This window comes from Klebsiella sp. Sb-30 (assembly GCF_057652795.1).
In genome coordinates this window covers 727,152-742,644 of the sequence record NZ_CM172749.1, presented here as the reverse complement: position 1 = coordinate 742,644, position 15,493 = coordinate 727,152, and the positions used below count along the sequence as shown (strand labels likewise).

The 15,493-nt window shown below is 56.3% G+C and carries 18 protein-coding genes; 6 read left to right on the top strand and 12 right to left on the bottom strand.

Going from position 1 to position 15,493, the window contains the following annotated elements:
* Positions 1-114 precede the first annotated feature (114 nt).
* The gene (locus tag AC236I_RS03570; RefSeq protein WP_004867674.1) at positions 115-303 is read left to right on the top strand and encodes a hypothetical protein; all 189 of its coding nucleotides are present in this window, start codon (positions 115-117) and stop codon (positions 301-303) included.
* 163 nt (positions 304-466) lie between these two features.
* Here AC236I_RS03570 and AC236I_RS03565 read toward each other — a convergent pair whose 3' ends face one another.
* The 3 genes from AC236I_RS03565 to AC236I_RS03555 form a co-directional block, all read right to left on the bottom strand.
* Positions 467-1,648, bottom strand: a complete 1,182-nt coding sequence (locus AC236I_RS03565; protein ID WP_004867678.1) for an aminotransferase-like domain-containing protein — start codon at positions 1,646-1,648, stop codon at positions 467-469.
* A 100-nt stretch (positions 1,649-1,748) separates the two neighbouring features.
* The gene (gene gss / locus AC236I_RS03560; protein WP_004867682.1) at positions 1,749-3,620 is read right to left on the bottom strand and encodes a bifunctional glutathionylspermidine amidase/synthase; all 1,872 of its coding nucleotides are present in this window, start codon (positions 3,618-3,620) and stop codon (positions 1,749-1,751) included.
* A 75-nt stretch (positions 3,621-3,695) separates the two neighbouring features.
* Positions 3,696-3,803, bottom strand: coding sequence for a hypothetical protein (locus tag AC236I_RS03555; RefSeq protein ID WP_308411950.1), 108 nt, complete (start codon positions 3,801-3,803; stop codon positions 3,696-3,698).
* Positions 3,804-3,898: 95 nt separating this feature from the next.
* Between AC236I_RS03555 and AC236I_RS03550 the strand changes: the two genes are divergently transcribed.
* The gene (locus AC236I_RS03550; protein WP_004867687.1) at positions 3,899-4,459 is read left to right on the top strand and encodes a DsbA family protein; all 561 of its coding nucleotides are present in this window, start codon (positions 3,899-3,901) and stop codon (positions 4,457-4,459) included.
* Positions 4,460-4,575: 116 nt separating this feature from the next.
* Complete coding sequence (gene yghU / locus AC236I_RS03545) at positions 4,576-5,442, top strand: glutathione-dependent disulfide-bond oxidoreductase (protein ID WP_004867689.1); 867 nt, start codon at positions 4,576-4,578, stop codon at positions 5,440-5,442.
* Positions 5,443-5,476: 34 nt separating this feature from the next.
* On the opposite strand, the gene AC236I_RS03540 is transcribed toward yghU, so the two are convergent.
* Entirely contained in the window at positions 5,477-5,764 is a 288-nt protein-coding gene (locus tag AC236I_RS03540) for a DUF2623 family protein (RefSeq protein WP_004867692.1), read from the bottom strand.
* 78 nt (positions 5,765-5,842) lie between these two features.
* Positions 5,843-6,730, bottom strand: coding sequence for a YghX family hydrolase (gene yghX, locus AC236I_RS03535; protein WP_004867695.1), 888 nt, complete (start codon positions 6,728-6,730; stop codon positions 5,843-5,845).
* Between the two features lie 147 nt (positions 6,731-6,877).
* Here yghX and mgrA point away from each other — a divergent pair, with 147 nt between their 5' ends.
* On the top strand, positions 6,878-7,918 hold the full coding sequence (gene mgrA, locus AC236I_RS03530; protein ID WP_069476420.1) for an L-glyceraldehyde 3-phosphate reductase: 1,041 nt from the start codon (positions 6,878-6,880) through the stop codon (positions 7,916-7,918).
* 39 nt (positions 7,919-7,957) lie between these two features.
* Here mgrA and AC236I_RS03525 read toward each other — a convergent pair whose 3' ends face one another.
* From AC236I_RS03525 to exbB, 3 genes are all read right to left on the bottom strand, one after another.
* Positions 7,958-8,452 carry a TIGR00645 family protein gene (locus AC236I_RS03525; RefSeq protein ID WP_004867699.1) on the bottom strand — a complete coding sequence of 165 codons (495 nt, stop codon included), beginning with the start codon at positions 8,450-8,452 and terminating at the stop codon, positions 7,958-7,960.
* Positions 8,453-8,588: 136 nt separating this feature from the next.
* Positions 8,589-9,014 (bottom strand): TonB system transport protein ExbD, encoded by a 426-nt coding sequence (gene exbD, locus AC236I_RS03520; RefSeq protein ID WP_004867700.1) that lies wholly within the window; start codon positions 9,012-9,014, stop codon positions 8,589-8,591.
* A gap of 6 nt (positions 9,015-9,020) precedes the next feature.
* Entirely contained in the window at positions 9,021-9,752 is a 732-nt protein-coding gene (gene exbB / locus AC236I_RS03515; protein WP_004867704.1) for a tol-pal system-associated acyl-CoA thioesterase, read from the bottom strand.
* Between the two features lie 250 nt (positions 9,753-10,002).
* On the opposite strand from exbB, the gene metC reads away from it, so the two are divergent.
* Together metC and yghB are read left to right on the top strand one after the other, a co-directional pair.
* Complete coding sequence (gene metC / locus AC236I_RS03510) at positions 10,003-11,190, top strand: cystathionine beta-lyase (RefSeq protein WP_015585707.1); 1,188 nt, start codon at positions 10,003-10,005, stop codon at positions 11,188-11,190.
* A gap of 130 nt (positions 11,191-11,320) precedes the next feature.
* Entirely contained in the window at positions 11,321-11,980 is a 660-nt protein-coding gene (gene yghB / locus AC236I_RS03505; protein WP_004867712.1) for a DedA family general envelope maintenance protein YghB, read from the top strand.
* A 29-nt stretch (positions 11,981-12,009) separates the two neighbouring features.
* On the opposite strand, the gene AC236I_RS03500 is transcribed toward yghB, so the two are convergent.
* The 4 genes from AC236I_RS03500 to AC236I_RS03485 all read right to left on the bottom strand — a co-directional run bounded on the left by AC236I_RS03500 (position 12,010) and on the right by AC236I_RS03485 (position 15,392).
* On the bottom strand, positions 12,010-12,633 hold the full coding sequence (locus AC236I_RS03500) for an ABC transporter ATP-binding protein (protein WP_015585706.1): 624 nt from the start codon (positions 12,631-12,633) through the stop codon (positions 12,010-12,012).
* On the bottom strand, positions 12,620-13,432 hold the full coding sequence (locus tag AC236I_RS03495) for an ABC transporter permease (protein WP_239614013.1): 813 nt from the start codon (positions 13,430-13,432) through the stop codon (positions 12,620-12,622). The genes AC236I_RS03500 and AC236I_RS03495 overlap by 14 nt, the downstream gene beginning before the upstream one ends.
* Before the next feature lie 6 nt (positions 13,433-13,438).
* The gene (modA, locus tag AC236I_RS03490) at positions 13,439-14,185 is read right to left on the bottom strand and encodes a molybdate ABC transporter substrate-binding protein (protein WP_015585704.1); all 747 of its coding nucleotides are present in this window, start codon (positions 14,183-14,185) and stop codon (positions 13,439-13,441) included.
* A 307-nt stretch (positions 14,186-14,492) separates the two neighbouring features.
* Positions 14,493-15,392 carry an AraC family transcriptional regulator gene (locus AC236I_RS03485; protein WP_004867724.1) on the bottom strand — a complete coding sequence of 300 codons (900 nt, stop codon included), beginning with the start codon at positions 15,390-15,392 and terminating at the stop codon, positions 14,493-14,495.
* Positions 15,393-15,493: the final 101 nt, after the last annotated feature.

Below are 15,493 nucleotides of genomic sequence, written 5' to 3'. Positions count from 1 at the left end.
GCTTTTCCCTTTTAAAAATAAGGAAAACAGATCTTACCGGCGGCGATAAAAAAGAGTTGATCTGATATGCACAAGCTCTTACTTTGCTAACCAGTTTTCACACGAGATAAGACGATGCCGACAATAACAGCAAGTAGTATGCAAGAAGCGAAAGAGTTAATTCACTGCGGGAAATACAGGGAAATCGTGCTGAATTTTGATATTGATGCTGATGATTTCTTCACGCTCGCCACCTCCCAGTCCGCGACTAAAGTCACGATGATCAACAGAAACAAGCACTCACCGGTCAAAGCAGAAAAATAATAAAAAACCTCTGAGGTATTCTTTATGTGGCTATTTATTGGCACACTCGGCGTTGCATTTCTCTCCTCACTGATGCTGATTTGGCTCGATGACCGCATCGCCGAAAGCGACTAAACCAGATTAACACTCCGTGCCGCCCGGCGGCGCGGAGTTATTTATATCGCTACAGCGATTTCGCCAGACGCTCCACGGCCGTCATCAGCCCCTCTTCCGAGACCGTAGAGTAGGACAGACGCAGCGTACGGGTATCCGGATTATCGTGATAGAACGCTTCGCCAGGGACAAACACCACGCCGTTTGCCAGCGTTTTCTTCATCCATTCCATGGTATCGAACGAATAGCGGAAGTGAGCCCACAGGAACATCCCGCCTTTTGGTCGGCTGAATGCAATGTGCTCCCCGAGTCGCGACTCCAGCGCATCCGCCAGCGCCACACACTTCTTACGATAATCCTCACGGATCAGCGCGATCTGGCTATCCAGGCGATTCATCGCCAGATATTCCGCCGTGATCACCTGCGACAGCATGTTGGTATGCAGATCCGCCGCCTGCTTAACGATCACCGTCTGCTGCGCCAGCCAGTCCGGCATCACAATCCAGCCGATACGCATCCCCGGCGCAAGAATTTTGGAGAAGGTGGAGGTGTAGACCACCTGATCTTCACAGCCCAGCTCAACCGCGTGCTGATACAGCGGACGGCGAACTTCATCGGTAAAGCTGATTTCGCCATAGGGGTCATCTTCGATGATGACAAAATCATGCTGTTTCGCCAGCGCCACCAGGCGGCGACGGCGATCTTCGCTCAGGGTTTTTCCGCCGGGGTTGCCGAAGGTGGGCACCAGATAAACCGCTTTGACGCGGGTCGTTTCCAGCAGGTCGGCCAGCTGTTCGACCAGCATCCCGTTATCGTCGGTATCCACGCTGAGAATATTGGCCTGCGCCAACTGGAATACCTGCAGCGCCGCCAGGTAGGTCGGGCGCTCAACCACAATCGCATCGCCCGGATCGAGCAGCGTACGGGCTACAATATCTAACGATTGCTGAGAACCGGAGGTGATATAAACATGGCTGGCCTGGCAGTCAACGCCGCGCGCCTGACACAGTTCGCTCACGGCCTGACGCAGCGGCGGGTAGCCTTCGGTCAAGCCATACTGAAATGCATCGTTGAAGCGCCCGCTCATCACCTGTTGCACAGCCAGATTCAGACCTTCGGTATCAAACAGCTCCGGAGCCGGGATCCCGCCGCCCAGAGAGATAACGCCGGGCAGTTTACTGTGCTTCAGAAGTTCGCGGACGGCGGAGGGCTTAAGTTCACCCGCGCGGACGGCGAGTCGCCTGTCGTGCATATTATTTTCCTTTTCTGTCTTGTTGTTGTCTTTGTGACTTATCGTGTTTGCAGGATTTGTTGCCCGGACAGGCCGTTTACGGCGCTGCCCGGGCTGCCGGCTACCGGCCGTCGCTGTCTTTCAGCACAATTAACGGTTCGATATCACTCTCTTTTTTGACCACCAGCGAATCATCGCCGCGCAGACAAGTACCGCCGTAGTTGCCGCCGACGGTAAACGTACATACCTGAATGTATTTACCATCCACTTTCGGCAGGCACCAGAGCTGCTGGTAAATATTTTTACGATCGACAAACTGCCCGCTGGTTTTATCCAGCACTTCGTCTTTCGGACCAATCAAATCGATGTTGTTGCCGCAGCGGCCAGAGATAGGTTTCACCGCGTAACCGGTTTTCGCCAGCTCCTCGTTGACCACAAAATCGGTATCCAGCAAATAGCGGTGGTTCGGGAACAGCGACCACAGTACCGGCAGAATGGCCTTGTTACCGGGGATCACCGTCCACAGCGGTTCGAAGACCAGCACTTCCGGACGCAGCAGTACGTCGATCAGCCGCACCTCGTTTTGTGGATGTCCGGTACGGATCGGCACGGCGGCGTACTCATCGGCGCTGACTTCACGCACCTGCTCGATGGCGGTTTCCCAGGCCCAGGTTTTCCAGACGCAGTTCACCAGACGCCCGTCGCCGTCGATCAGCTGCCCGGCGGCATCCCAGTGCAATTCATCAAGGCCAAAGAGGATCTTACTTTCAAATCCCGCCTGCGTGAGCGAGCGCTGGATGAACAGCGCGTGGTAGTTCTCCTCCAGATCCTTGTCCTGCATGATATGCACGAAAGGACGGGCGCGGCTGTGTTTCCAGGCACCCGCCAGCTCATCAAGCAGATTCTCCGCCGGGTTGTGTCCGCTGCCGTAGTAGCCCTGTTTCAACCACTGTTCGAGGATCAGCCCGCCTTCGGTATGACAAGAGGCGGAGTCGGCGTTGTATTCATAGACCTTCAGCCCGCGCTCATCCATACAGAAATCCATGCGGCCGGTAATCATATGATGACGGCGTCGCTGCCACGACAGGCGCAGGCGCGGCCAGAGAATTTTAGGGATATCAAACAGCGCCAGCAGATTGTCATCTTTCATCACCTTATCGGTGGCGTGCAGGTACATCAAATGCAGCTCGTTGGTCGCTTTGATCAGCTCCTGCTCGGCGCTTTCGGTAATGGTGAAGTATTGATAGGGATCTTGATTGATGAAGTGACCGTTGGCGGCCACGTAGGCTTTCTGCAGCGAATCTTTCTCGTTCAGCCAGTTACCGCGGAACTGACCTTTATTCGGCAATCTCGCGCCCTGAATCGCCATCGCTTCACCCGGCAGCACCGGCTGCGGCAGGCTGTGCTCGGTATCGGCGGTCTGAATCATCCAGCCTAATATTTCCGTATCGGCAAAGGTATCTTTGATGGTGTAGAAACCGTCTTTCACTTCCAGCGTTAATTCGCGAGTCCATTGCTGGCCCTGCGGCAGCGGAGCGTGAATCACGTTTTGCTCGGCGATGCGAACCTTATTGCCTACCAGCTGCGTAATCACCGCAACATGGCCGGTATGCTTGAACTCACCACCTTTCTGCCATATCAGCAGCGAGCCGGCCATCGGCGGACGGCGGGCGCCGTTTGCGAAAGCCTGCAGCGGCAGAATATTGTCATTGACCACTTCACGCAGAAAACGCAGGGAGAAGATTTCATAGGCCATGCCGACATCGGTAAAGACAAAGCCGTAGGTGAGAAACAAAAAGCGGCGCGCAAATTCAACGCACTGCCATTTGTGCCCCATATACTCATTGCCGATATAACTGCGGAACGTCGCGTCATCCGGATAGTCGCGCGGATTTAAACTGCTGTAATTCGATGAATAAATTGCTACGCCCCCCGGCGCGTAGCCCAACAATGTACCAAAAGGGGCATCACTACTTGTCGATCCTTTGCTCATTAGCCTGACCTCAAATTAATGCAGCCCGGGCAGTTGGCGGAACAAAACTCCCTCTTCTTATCCTGCCACAGGCACTTACCAGACAGAGGTGAAATGATGATACCACTCATTGGATTCAGCGATCGTGCCCGGCAGGAAAATAACCCGGCGCCTTTGGGTAAAAGTGATATCGTTATTTGTAATATCTCCCCGAAATAGTTCAGGTTGCTTTGCCGTCGACAACAGCCGGGTGATTCAGGGAATCATAACGAAGAATGAGACAACGTCAGGAGTTGATTATGAGCGCACAACCGCATCTGCAGGCTCAACCGCTGGTCTGGGGCCACGGCCCACGCACTTTTGAGGTGTTCCTTGAGCCAACCTGCCCGTTTTCCGTCCGGGCGTTCAATAAGCTCGACGAGCTACTGGACGAAGTCGGCGCGGATAATGTGACCATCAAGATTCGCCTGCAGTCGCAGCCGTGGCATCTTTTCTCCGGCGTCATCGTGCGCTGCATTCTTGCCGCCTCGACGCTCCCGCACGGCAGAGAGCAGGCGCACAGGGTGTTAAAAGCCGTCGCCGACCATCGCGAAGAGTTTGAATTTACCGACCATTGCAGCGGGCCGAATATGGAGACCACGCCGCAGCAGATAATCCAGCGCATTGAGCGCTATAGCCAGGTTCTGCTCTCGACGGCCTTCGCCCGCCCTGAGCTGCAGGCTGAAATTAAATGGCATTGCAAATACGCGCGACAGAACGGTATTCATGTCTCGCCTACCTTTATGGTCAACGGTCTGGTGCAGCCGGACCTTGGCAGCAGCGACGATATCAGCGTATGGGCCGCGCGGATTATGGCCTGAGTCCTCCTCGCCCCGGTTGCGCGACGCTGGCCGGGGCCAATAAGCCTCACACTGTTAAACCTGCTTAGTATCTCCTGCTACACTCCCTCAACGGCTCACTAAAAAGGCAGGTCCTCATGTCAGAGAATAACTACCAACCACCTAAAGTGTGGGAGTGGAAGCAAAACAACGGCGGCGCGTTCGCCAACATCAACCGTCCCGTCTCCGGCGCAACCCATGAAAAAACGCTACCGGTCGGCTCACATCCGCTGCAGCTCTACTCCCTGGGCACGCCCAACGGCCAGAAGGTGACCATCCTGCTGGAAGAGCTGCTGGCGCTCGGCGTGAGCGGCGCGGAATACGATGCCTGGCTGATTCGCATTGGTGAAGGCGATCAGTTCTCCAGCGGTTTTGTTGAGGTAAACCCCAACTCAAAAATTCCCGCACTGAGCGACCACTCCACCACCCCGCCGACGCGCGTATTTGAGTCCGGCAGCATCCTGCTGTACCTCGCTGAGAAGTTTGGTTTCTTCCTGCCTAAAGATCCCGCCGGGCGGACCGAAACCCTTAACTGGCTGTTCTGGTTACAGGGCGCAGCCCCGTTCCTCGGCGGCGGTTTTGGCCACTTCTTTAACTATGCGCCGGTGAAAATCGAGTATGCGATTGACCGCTTCACGATGGAGGCCAAACGTCAGCTCGACGTGCTGGATAAACAGCTCGCCCGCAATCGCTATGTTTCCGGGGAAGAGTACACTATCGCCGATATGGCTATCTGGCCGTGGTACGGCAATGTGGTGCTCGGTGGGGTGTATAACGCCGCGGAATTCCTTGACGCCGGCAGCTATAAAAACGTCCTGCGCTGGGCGCAGGACATCGCCAATCGTCCGGCAGTCAAACGCGGGCGTATCGTCAACCGGACCAACGGCCCGCTTAACGAGCAGCTGCATGAACGCCACAGCGCCAGCGACTTCGATACCCTGACCGAAGACAAACGCCAGGCATAACGCCTCCTCTACCGGAGGCTTCGGCCTTCGGTAGTTAACTTTCCAGCCGGTATCCCGCCATAAAGTAACGCATGGCGGTACAGGAATGCCCTTCCCTGAAGAAATCCATGACCATGTTTCTGTCCAGGCCATAGCGGCGGGTGAGGATCCCGGCCTCCCAGGCGCTAAGCTGACGATCGCCGGTTTTTTCAAACATACGCTGAGAATAACCGAGGACAAACCCACGTTTATAATCCGCGCAAAAACCGGCTGCGTTGCTGGCGCTTTCAGCCTGAGAAGCCTTCAGTCCCGCCATTAAACCTTTGCCAAAATGGTTATCCATCGCTTTCCCCCCTCAATCGTTATATACAAAATTATATAGCGATTTTTTGAGCGAGTGCCAGCGCTATTTCCGCCCTTTTTAGCCGAGATATTTGGCAAACCACGCCAGCGTTCGCTGCCAGGCGAGCTCAGCGGCGGCGCGGTCATAACGCGGCGTGGAGTCGTTGTGAAAACCGTGGTTCACCTGAGGATAGATATAGGCCTCGAACACTTTATGCTGCGCCTTCAGCGCCTGTTCATAGGCGGGCCAGCCGTCCGTGATGGGCTTATCCAGCTCCGCATAGTGCAGCAGCAGCGGCGCATGGATTTTATCGACATCCGCGATCGGCGGCTGGCGGCCATAAAACGGCACTGCGCAGGCCAGTTCCGGGATCGCCACGGCGGCAGCATTACACACACCGCCGCCGTAACAAAAACCGGTTATTCCCACTTTGCCGCTCGCCTGCGGATGTTTTTCCATAAAGGCGACGGCGGCAAAAAAGTCGTTCATCAGCTTCTGCGGATCGACTTTCTGCTGAAGCTCTCTCCCTTCGTCGTCATTGCCGGGATAGCCGCCCACCGAACTCAGGCCATCCGGTGCCAGCGCGATGTAACCGGCTTTGGCCACTCGCCGGGCGACATCTTCGATATAGGGATTCAGCCCGCGATTCTCATGCACGACGATCACCGACGCCGGTTTTACGCTTGATTTCGTCGGCGCCACCAGATACCCGCGCACCTCTCCGTGCCCCTCGGGAGAAGGATAGCGAATATATTCCGCATGAATATCCGGGTCGGTAAACGAGACCTGCCCGGCAAGCGCATAGTTGGGTTTCAGCAGATTAAACAGCGCCAGGGCGGTCATGCCACCGACGGCGTACTTCCCGGCCAGTTGTAAAAACTCCCTCTTGCTGATTTTGCCGTGCGCGTAATAGTCGTAGTACTCCAGCAGCTCTTGCGGAAAATCTTTCGCCGTCAGTCGCGTCATCATCTCTTCTCCGGAAATTAACCCCCTTTAAGCAAAGCATAAGCGCGCGGTGACGCCAGCAATCTTACGCATTGTGATCCAGCAAACGCTGCCGGCGTGCCATACCAGTTAAAATGGAAACGACGTTTTAATTTATAAGGAGAGAACATGTCCTGGTTAGCTGACGCCACCCGCTACGATTGCATGCAGTACCGCTACTGCGGTAAAAGCGGCCTGCAGTTGCCCCTTTTGTCGTTGGGACTGTGGCACAACTTTAGTCACGGTCACGCGCTGGATGACCAACGCGCCCTGCTACGCAAGGCCTTTGACCTGGGCATTACCCATTTCGATCTGGCGAATAACTACGGGCCGCCGCCCGGCAGCGCGGAGGAAAACTTTGGCCGCCTGCTGCGCGAGGATTTTGCCGCCTACCGCGACGAGCTGATTGTGGCGACGAAAGCAGGCTATTCCATGTGGCCAGGCCCCTATGGCAACGGTAGTTCGCGAAAATATCTGCTCGCCAGCCTCGACCAGAGCCTGCAGCGGATGGGACTGGATTACGTCGATATTTTCTATTCGCATCGCGTCGATGAAAATACGCCGATGGAAGAGACTGCCGCAGCCCTGGCGCAGGCGGTACAGAGCGGTAAAGCCTTGTATGTCGGTATCTCCTCCTATTCGCCGGAACGAACGCAGCAAATGGCCGCACTTTTGCGCGACTGGAAGATCCCGCTGCTTATTCACCAGCCGTCTTATAACCTGCTCAACCGCTGGGTCGATACCAGCGGACTGCTGGATACGCTGGAGGAGAACGGCGTCGGCTGTATCGCCTTTACGCCGCTGGCGCAGGGCCTGCTGACCGGTAAATATCTACAGCAGATCCCGGAGGGTTCGCGGATGTTCTACGAAGGGAAAAGAGCGCGCGGGCTGACGGAAAATATGCTCAGTGAGTCAAATCTGAACAGCCTGCGCTTACTGCAGGAGATGGCCCACAGCCGCGGGCAGAGTATGGCGCAAATGGCGCTGAGCTGGCTGCTGAAGGATCGTCGGGTCACGTCGGTGCTGATTGGCGCCAGCCGCCCACAGCAGCTGGAGGAGAACGTACAGGCGCTAAAAAATCTGACGTTTAGCGCAGAAGAGCTGTCGCAGATTGACCAGCACGTCGCGGATGGTCAGCTCAATTTATGGCAAACCTCGTCGGATAAATAAGTCACCTGCCCGGCGGCTCTGCGCCGGCGGGCTAGTGTATTAGTGCTTGCCCTTGGTCAGACGATCGAGATAGCCCATCACAAACGCCGACAGCACAAAGGTCAGGTGGATAATGACGTACCACATCAGCTTGTTGTCCGGTACGTTTTTCGCGTCCATAAACACCCGCAGCAGATGGATAGAGGAGATTGCAACAATCGACGCCGCCACTTTATTTTTCAGGGAGGTGGCATCCATTTTGCCCAGCCAGCTGAGCTTTTCTTTACCTTCATTGATATCCAGCTGGGAGACAAAATTTTCGTAGCCGGAGAACATCACCATCACCAGCAGACCGCCTACCAGCGTCATATCGACCAGCGACAGCAGCGTCAGAATCAGCTCCGACTCGCCCACGCTGAAGATGTGCGGCAGTATGTGGAAAATCTCCTGAAAAAATTTGATCGACAGCGCAATCAGCCCGAGCGAAAGACCAAAATAAACCGGCGCCAACAACCAGCGTGAGGCATACATAGCATTTTCCAGAAAGCGTTCCATAAGATCCTGTGAGTTAACAAAAAAACGTTCGGCATTATATCGCAACCCGCCGTGGCGATTGCAACCTCCCGCCGCTGAGCGTCAGGCATAAAAAAAGGCTGGCGCATGGCCAGCCTGAGAAGCGTCGTCGGGGGGGTTATTTCGCTTTTACGGTTTCTTCACCCACCAGACCAATCTTCAGATAACCCGCCTGGTGCAGGGTATCCATGACCTTCATCATCGTCTCATAATCCACGGTTTTGTCCGCGCGGAAGAAGACGGTGGTATCTTTCTTCCCTTCAGTCAGCGAATCCAGCGCGCCGATCATGCTCTCTTCGGTAATGGGATCGTTGCCGAGGAACATCGTTTTATCCGCTTTCACCGACAGATAAATCGGCTTTTCCGGACGCGGCTGCGGCTGACTTGAGGAGGCCGGAAGGTTGACCTTCACATCCACGGTCGCCAGCGGTGCCGCCACCATAAAGATGATCAACAGCACCAGCATGACGTCGATAAACGGCGTGACGTTGATGTCATGCATTTCGCCGTTATCATCGAGGTTTTCGTTAAAATGCATTGCCATAAAGCATTAACCTACTCGTAATTTTTGCGCGGTACGGACCGGTTTTACGCCGCTGGCGCTCAGATCCAGGTCACGGCTTTGCAGCAGCAGCACCTGCGCGGCAACATCGCCGAGCGACGCTTTGTAGCTACCGATCATGCGGGCAAAAATGTTATAGATAACCACGGCAGGAATCGCCGCAAACAGGCCGATAGCCGTTGCCAGCAGCGCTTCAGCGATGCCCGGTGCAACGACTGCAAGGTTGGTAGTCTGCGTCTGCGCAATGCCGATGAAGCTGTTCATGATACCCCAGACGGTACCAAACAGGCCGACGAACGGGGAAATCGCCCCGATGGTCGCCAGATAACCGTTGCCGCGGCCCATGTAACGGCCGACGAACGCCACGCGACGCTCAAGGCGGAAACCGGTACGCTCTTTAATCCCTTCGTTATCTTCGACGCCTTCAGAGAGCGCCAGCTCGTTCTGTGCTTCGTTGATAAGCTGGGTGCTTAAGCTTTTCGGGTGGAAACTGCTGGCGATATCGCTGGCCTGATCGAGAGAACGAGCCTCGCCGAGCAACTGCTGTTCGCGCTTGAGACGGCGCTTACTGGAGAGCATTTCAGCACCTTTGCCGAAAAAGATAGCCCAAGTGACTATCGACGCCAAAATCAGGCCAATCATCACGACCTTAACGACAATATCGGCATGATGATACATACCCCAAACGGACAGGTCCGCCTGCATCAAATTATTACCCACGCTGAATCTCCAGGACGTCAATCACAAAATCTGAGCACAATAATATCAAAAAAGCATCGAATTGATAGTGGTTCTCATTAGTATTTACACTGTGCAGCAAATCACGTTTAGATTCCTTGCGCTTACGCAGTAAAAAAGTGGCCGACCGCGGATTTCGCAAAATTTTTGCCCGTATCGGCCATTCCCCGGTACAGGTTGGGCCATTCATGTTAGTTTAGACGTCCAGACGTATAAAACCAGGTAAAAAAACATGGCTGATAAACATCTTGATACCGCGCTGGTCAATGCCGGGCGCAGTAAAAAATATACTCAGGGCTCGGTCAACAGCGTGATTCAGCGTGCTTCATCGCTGGTGTTCGAGACTGTCGAAGCCAAAAAGCACGCCACCCGCAACCGGGCAAAAGGCGAGCTGTTTTACGGCCGTCGCGGGACATTGACCCACTTTTCGTTACAGGAAGCCATGTGTGAACTGGAAGGTGGCGCCGGGTGCGCGCTGTTTCCCTGCGGCGCCGCAGCCGTTGCCAATACTATTCTGGCCTTCGTTGAACAGGGCGACCATGTCCTGATGACCAACACCGCGTATGAGCCCAGCCAGGACTTTTGCACTAAAATCCTCGCGAAGCTCGGCGTCACCACCAGCTGGTTCGATCCGCTGATTGGCGCCGATATCGCCCGCCAGATTCAGCCAAACACCCGGGTGGTGTTCCTCGAGTCTCCCGGCTCTATCACCATGGAAGTTCACGACGTTCCGGCAATCGTTGCCGCCGTACGCCGCGTTGCCCCACAGGCGATTATCATGATCGACAACACCTGGGCTGCCGGCGTGCTGTTTAAAGCGCTGGATTTTGGCGTCGATATCTCCATCCAGGCCGGGACGAAATACCTGATAGGCCACTCTGATGCGATGGTCGGCACCGCGGTATCCAACGCACGCTGTTGGGATCAGCTGCGGGAAAACGCCTACCTGATGGGGCAAATGGTCGATGCGGATACCGCCTATATGACCAGCCGCGGCCTGCGCACCCTTGGCGTGCGCCTGCGTCAGCATCATGAAAGCAGCCTGCGTATCGCCGAATGGCTGGCGCAACATCCGCAGGTCGCGCGCGTCAATCACCCTGCGCTACCGGGCAGCAAAGGCCACGAGTTCTGGCAGCGCGATTTTACCGGCAGCAGCGGCCTGTTCTCTTTTGTCCTCAATAAACGTCTGACCGACGCCGAGCTTGCTGCATACCTCGACAACTTCAGCTTGTTCAGCATGGCCTACTCCTGGGGCGGTTTTGAATCGCTGATTCTGGCTAACCAGCCGGAACAAATCGCCTCAATTCGTCCGGAAGCTGAAGTCGATTTCAGCGGCACGCTGATTCGCGTCCATATCGGTTTAGAAAATGTTGACGATCTGCTGGCGGATTTAGCGGCAGGCTTCTCCCGTATCGTGTAAAGTGGCAGCGAGTGGCAACAATAGCGGACGTTCTGCGTAAGGCGGCCGCTTTTGTTGCGCCCGAGATCAAGGTGTTCGGGGCTCTTCAGGAGTACACTAGTCAAAAATACGGTACCACTTAGGAAAGTCCATGGTTGTCATTCAAGAGATTGTCGCCGCCCTGTGGCAACATGATTTTGCCGCGCTGGCAAACCCCCAGGTCGTGGGCGTTGTATATCTGGTCATGTTCATGACATTGTTTCTGGAAAACGGTCTGCTGCCCGCGTCATTTTTACCCGGGGACAGCCTGCTGCTGCTCGCCGGTGCGCTCATAGCCAAAGGCGTCATGGACTTTGTGCCGACTCTTGCCATCCTTACCGCCGCTGCCAGCCTCGGCTGCTGGCTGAGCTATCTGCAGGGACGCTGGCTTGGCAATACCGAAACCGTTAAAGGCTGGCTCGCCCATCTGCCGCAGAAGTACCATCAACGTGCGACCTGTATGTTTGATAAACATGGTCTTCTGGCGCTGCTGGCCGGTCGTTTCCTCGCCTTCGTGCGCACCCTGCTGCCAACGATGGCCGGCATTTCCGGGCTCTCCAACCGCCGCTTTCAGTTCTTCAACTGGCTCAGCGCGCTGCTGTGGGTCGGCGTGGTTACCGGTCTGGGCTATGCGCTCAGCATGATCCCGTTTGTGAAGCGACATGAAGACCAGGTCATGACCTGCCTGATGATTCTGCCAATCGCGCTGCTGGTGGCCGGGCTGGTGGGTACCCTGGTAGTGGTCATTAAGAAAAAGTTCTGCAGCGCGTAATAAAGCATAAATAAGGGAGGGGCCCTCCCTTATTCTCCCCCCTCGCTAACCAGCCTGCCGTTGAGTAACACCAGCCGCCTGTCAGCCAGCGCCGCCGCTTCTTCCGGTTCGTGCGTCACCAGCACCACCGTCACCGCATGGCGTCGCAGAGAACGCACCGCTTCCCATAGCCGGACACGGGTCCCGCGATCGAGGCTTGAGAAAGGCTCGTCCAGCAGCAGCAGCCTGGGGCGGGAGATCAGCGCCCTGGAGAGCGCCGCCCGCTGCTGCTCCCCGCCGGAAATCTGCCGCGGATAGCGCTCCGCCAGGTGAGCGATGCCCATCTCTTCCAGCAGATCCATCTGCTCCTTCTTGACCCGTGGAAGGCCCGCCGCGTACTGCGCCAGCGCGAGGTTGCCGCGAACCGTCAGGTAAGGAAAAAGGTAAAGACGCTGGTTGAGATAGCGGCACGGCCTTTGCCATGGCGGCAGGTCGTCAAGGCGCTGTCCGGCAAGATAAATCGTTCCCTGATAAGGAAGCGCTCCGGCAATCGCGTTCAGCATGGTGGTCTTGCCGCTCCCGGACGGCCCGGCGATCGCCACACAGCGTCCCTCCGGCACGCGGAAGCTTATCCCCTGCAAAATCCGCGTGGTGACATTTTCAACGCGCAACATACTCTCTCGCTTTATAGAGTCGTTGGATCCAGTGCAGAATCACCAGCAGCAGCCCTGCCAGCGCAATCAGCAGCAGCGAGCAGCCTATCGCCAGTGAAAAATCGCCGCTGGCAATATTCAGGTACACCGCCATGGGCAGGGTTTCCGTTTTAAAGCGGATCGCCCCTGCCAGCATGAGGGTCGCACCAAACTCCCCCAGTGCCCTGGCCAGCGCCAGCACGCCGCCGCTCAGCAGGGAGGGCCAGCACAGCGGGATTTCAACCAGCAGCAGCGTGCGGACTGGCGTCAGCCCAAGGTTATGCGCCGTGGCGATAAATGCCGGGTCGAGCGATGAGAATGCGGCGCTCGCCGCCCGGACCACTATCGCGCTGGCAACGTAGGTCTGGGCGATAATCACGCCCAGCGGAGAGAAGAGCAGCGCGGAGAGCTGCGGAAAGATACCGTTCAGCGGCCCGCGCTGACCCAGCAACAGCAGTAGCCCAATGCCGACGATCAGCGGCGGCGTCACCAGCGGAATATCCAGCAGCGCGTCGATAATACCTTTCCCGCGGAAGGCGGTTCTCGCCATCACCCACGCGGCGGGTATCCCGATCAGCAGCGCCAGCAGAAGCGACAGCAAGGCGGTGCCCACCGACATCGCGATGGCAAAGTGCAGCTCCGGCTCCTGCAAGACCTGCATGAGGGTGGCCAAGTCCAGTTCGAATACCAGCGACAGCAGCGAGCCGACAACCAGCATCAGCAGCAGACAGAGCGGCGCAAACATCAGCCCGACCAGAGAATTTGCCTGACGATTAGCCATCTGGGTTTACTTTTCCAGCGGCAGATAGCCGAGGTCGGTAAACGTTTTTATCCCCTGCGCGGAGGTAAAAGCGTTCGCCAGCTGACGGGCCTCCTCGGGGTGCTGACTGGTCCGCAGCACCGCAAGCGTTGCCACCTCATCCGGCGTATTCGCCGGCACCGGCAGCAGAACCAGCTGCTGCCGGTTTTTTACCGCATCCGTTCGGCCGATCACCGCGGCGTCAACGTCGCCGTTCAGCAAATAGAGCACCAGCTGTTTGATCGTCGCGGTGCGAACCACCACCTTTTGACGCAGCGCTTCGCCATATCCCGTGGCCTCCAGCAGCTTCTCACCGCTTTTGCCTAACGCGATGCTTTGGGGATCGCCCATGCCAATTTTCAGCGAGCTATCGGCCAGCGCGGCATAGGAGTCGATACCCGCCGCCTTATCTTTACGCACGGCCATTACCGGGGTGTGGTGCACGAGGGGGAAGGCGGCCGCCACTTTCCCCTGCTGCCGGAGTTTTTCGACGTAATCGGCCGAACCGGGGAGGAAAAGATCGCCCTGCTGCGTAAGCTGATAACGCGTCAGGATCTGGCCGGAGCCGCCATACTCGACGATCACCGTGTTGCCGCTCTCTTTTTCATACCTGGCGACAATTTGATCGACCGGGACACGCAGTCCGGCACCCGCGTACAGATGCAGCTCAGCGGCAAAAGCGAGCGGGCTACCGAGCGCCGCCAGGGCGATAACGATCCACTTTATTATTTTCATATCCCATTTTCCCTGCGTATTGATAGCGTTAATTGAGTAACGATTGCATGGCGTTATCCGCCAAACGCTGGCGCAATACGGCGACGAAGCGCCTGCCGATGATATTCCCCGGCTGGGACGGTCGGCTGGGCAAAAATCATTCGCTATATAATCAGGTATATATCGATAAGGGAGTTGGCCAAAATCAAAAGAGAGGTTAAAAAAAGAGCGCAGGCGTTAAAAAAAGGACGAAATTTGCCTCGCCGGCGGCAGGAAACAAATAAAACCAGCCGCTGCCGGAACCGGCTTCGCGCCCGCGGCAACCAAATCAGGCCCCCTGCATGCTGCGCACTCGCGCCGCATCTTCTCCCGGCGTCATGCCAAAGTAGCGTTTAAACTCACGGCTGAACTGCGACGCGCTCTCGTAACCGACGCGCATCGCCGCGGCGCTGGCTTTCATCCCGTCATGAATCATCAGCATCCGCGCCTTATGTAAGCGATAGCTTTTGAGATACTGCAGCGGCGAGGTGCTGGTCACCGATTTGAAATTATGATGAAACGCCGAGACGCTCATATTGGCTTCCGCCGCCAGCTGATCGACGCTGAGGTTTTCGGTGTACTGGCTTTCAATGCGCTTCAGAACACGGCTAATCAGGCTGAAGTGGGTTTGTCGGCTGACCAGCGCCAGCAGCGCCCCGCCGCATGGCCCGGTAAGCACGTGATAGAGGATCTCGCGGATGATCTGTTTGCCAAGGATACGCGCATCCAGCGGCCGCTCCATCACATCCAGCAGCCTCTCCGCGGCACACAGGATCTCGTCCGATAACGCCGCCGAGTTGATGCCGCTGGAGGCCATCGAGGGCTGAAACAGCGCGTCCTCGCCAATGTCCATCAGCAGCTCCTGCAGCTGAAGAATATCCACATTCAGGCGCAATCCCGCAAGCGGCACCTCTGGCGTTGCAAAGGTCTCGCACTCAAACGGCAGGGGGACCGTCAACAGCAGGTATTCATTGGTGTCATAGCGAAAAGTCCGCTCATTGATGTAGCCAATTTTATGACCTGAAAAGAGAAAAACAATGCCTGGCTGGTACATCACCGGCGTGCGAGTCCCCGGCTGCGTGCCGTACAACAGACGAATATCTGGCAGCAGCAAGCTGAGGTTTTCTTCGTTATCTTTCAGTGCATTAACCTTTTCCGTCAACAGCTGGCATATCTCGGCGCGGTTCATTTTCGGTGCTTCTCCAGACGTTTTCTCACCTCTGCATTGTGCGCATATTTCTGCCTTTTCTCCAGCCCGGTGGAGAAATGGGCAAGACAACGGCAGGAATG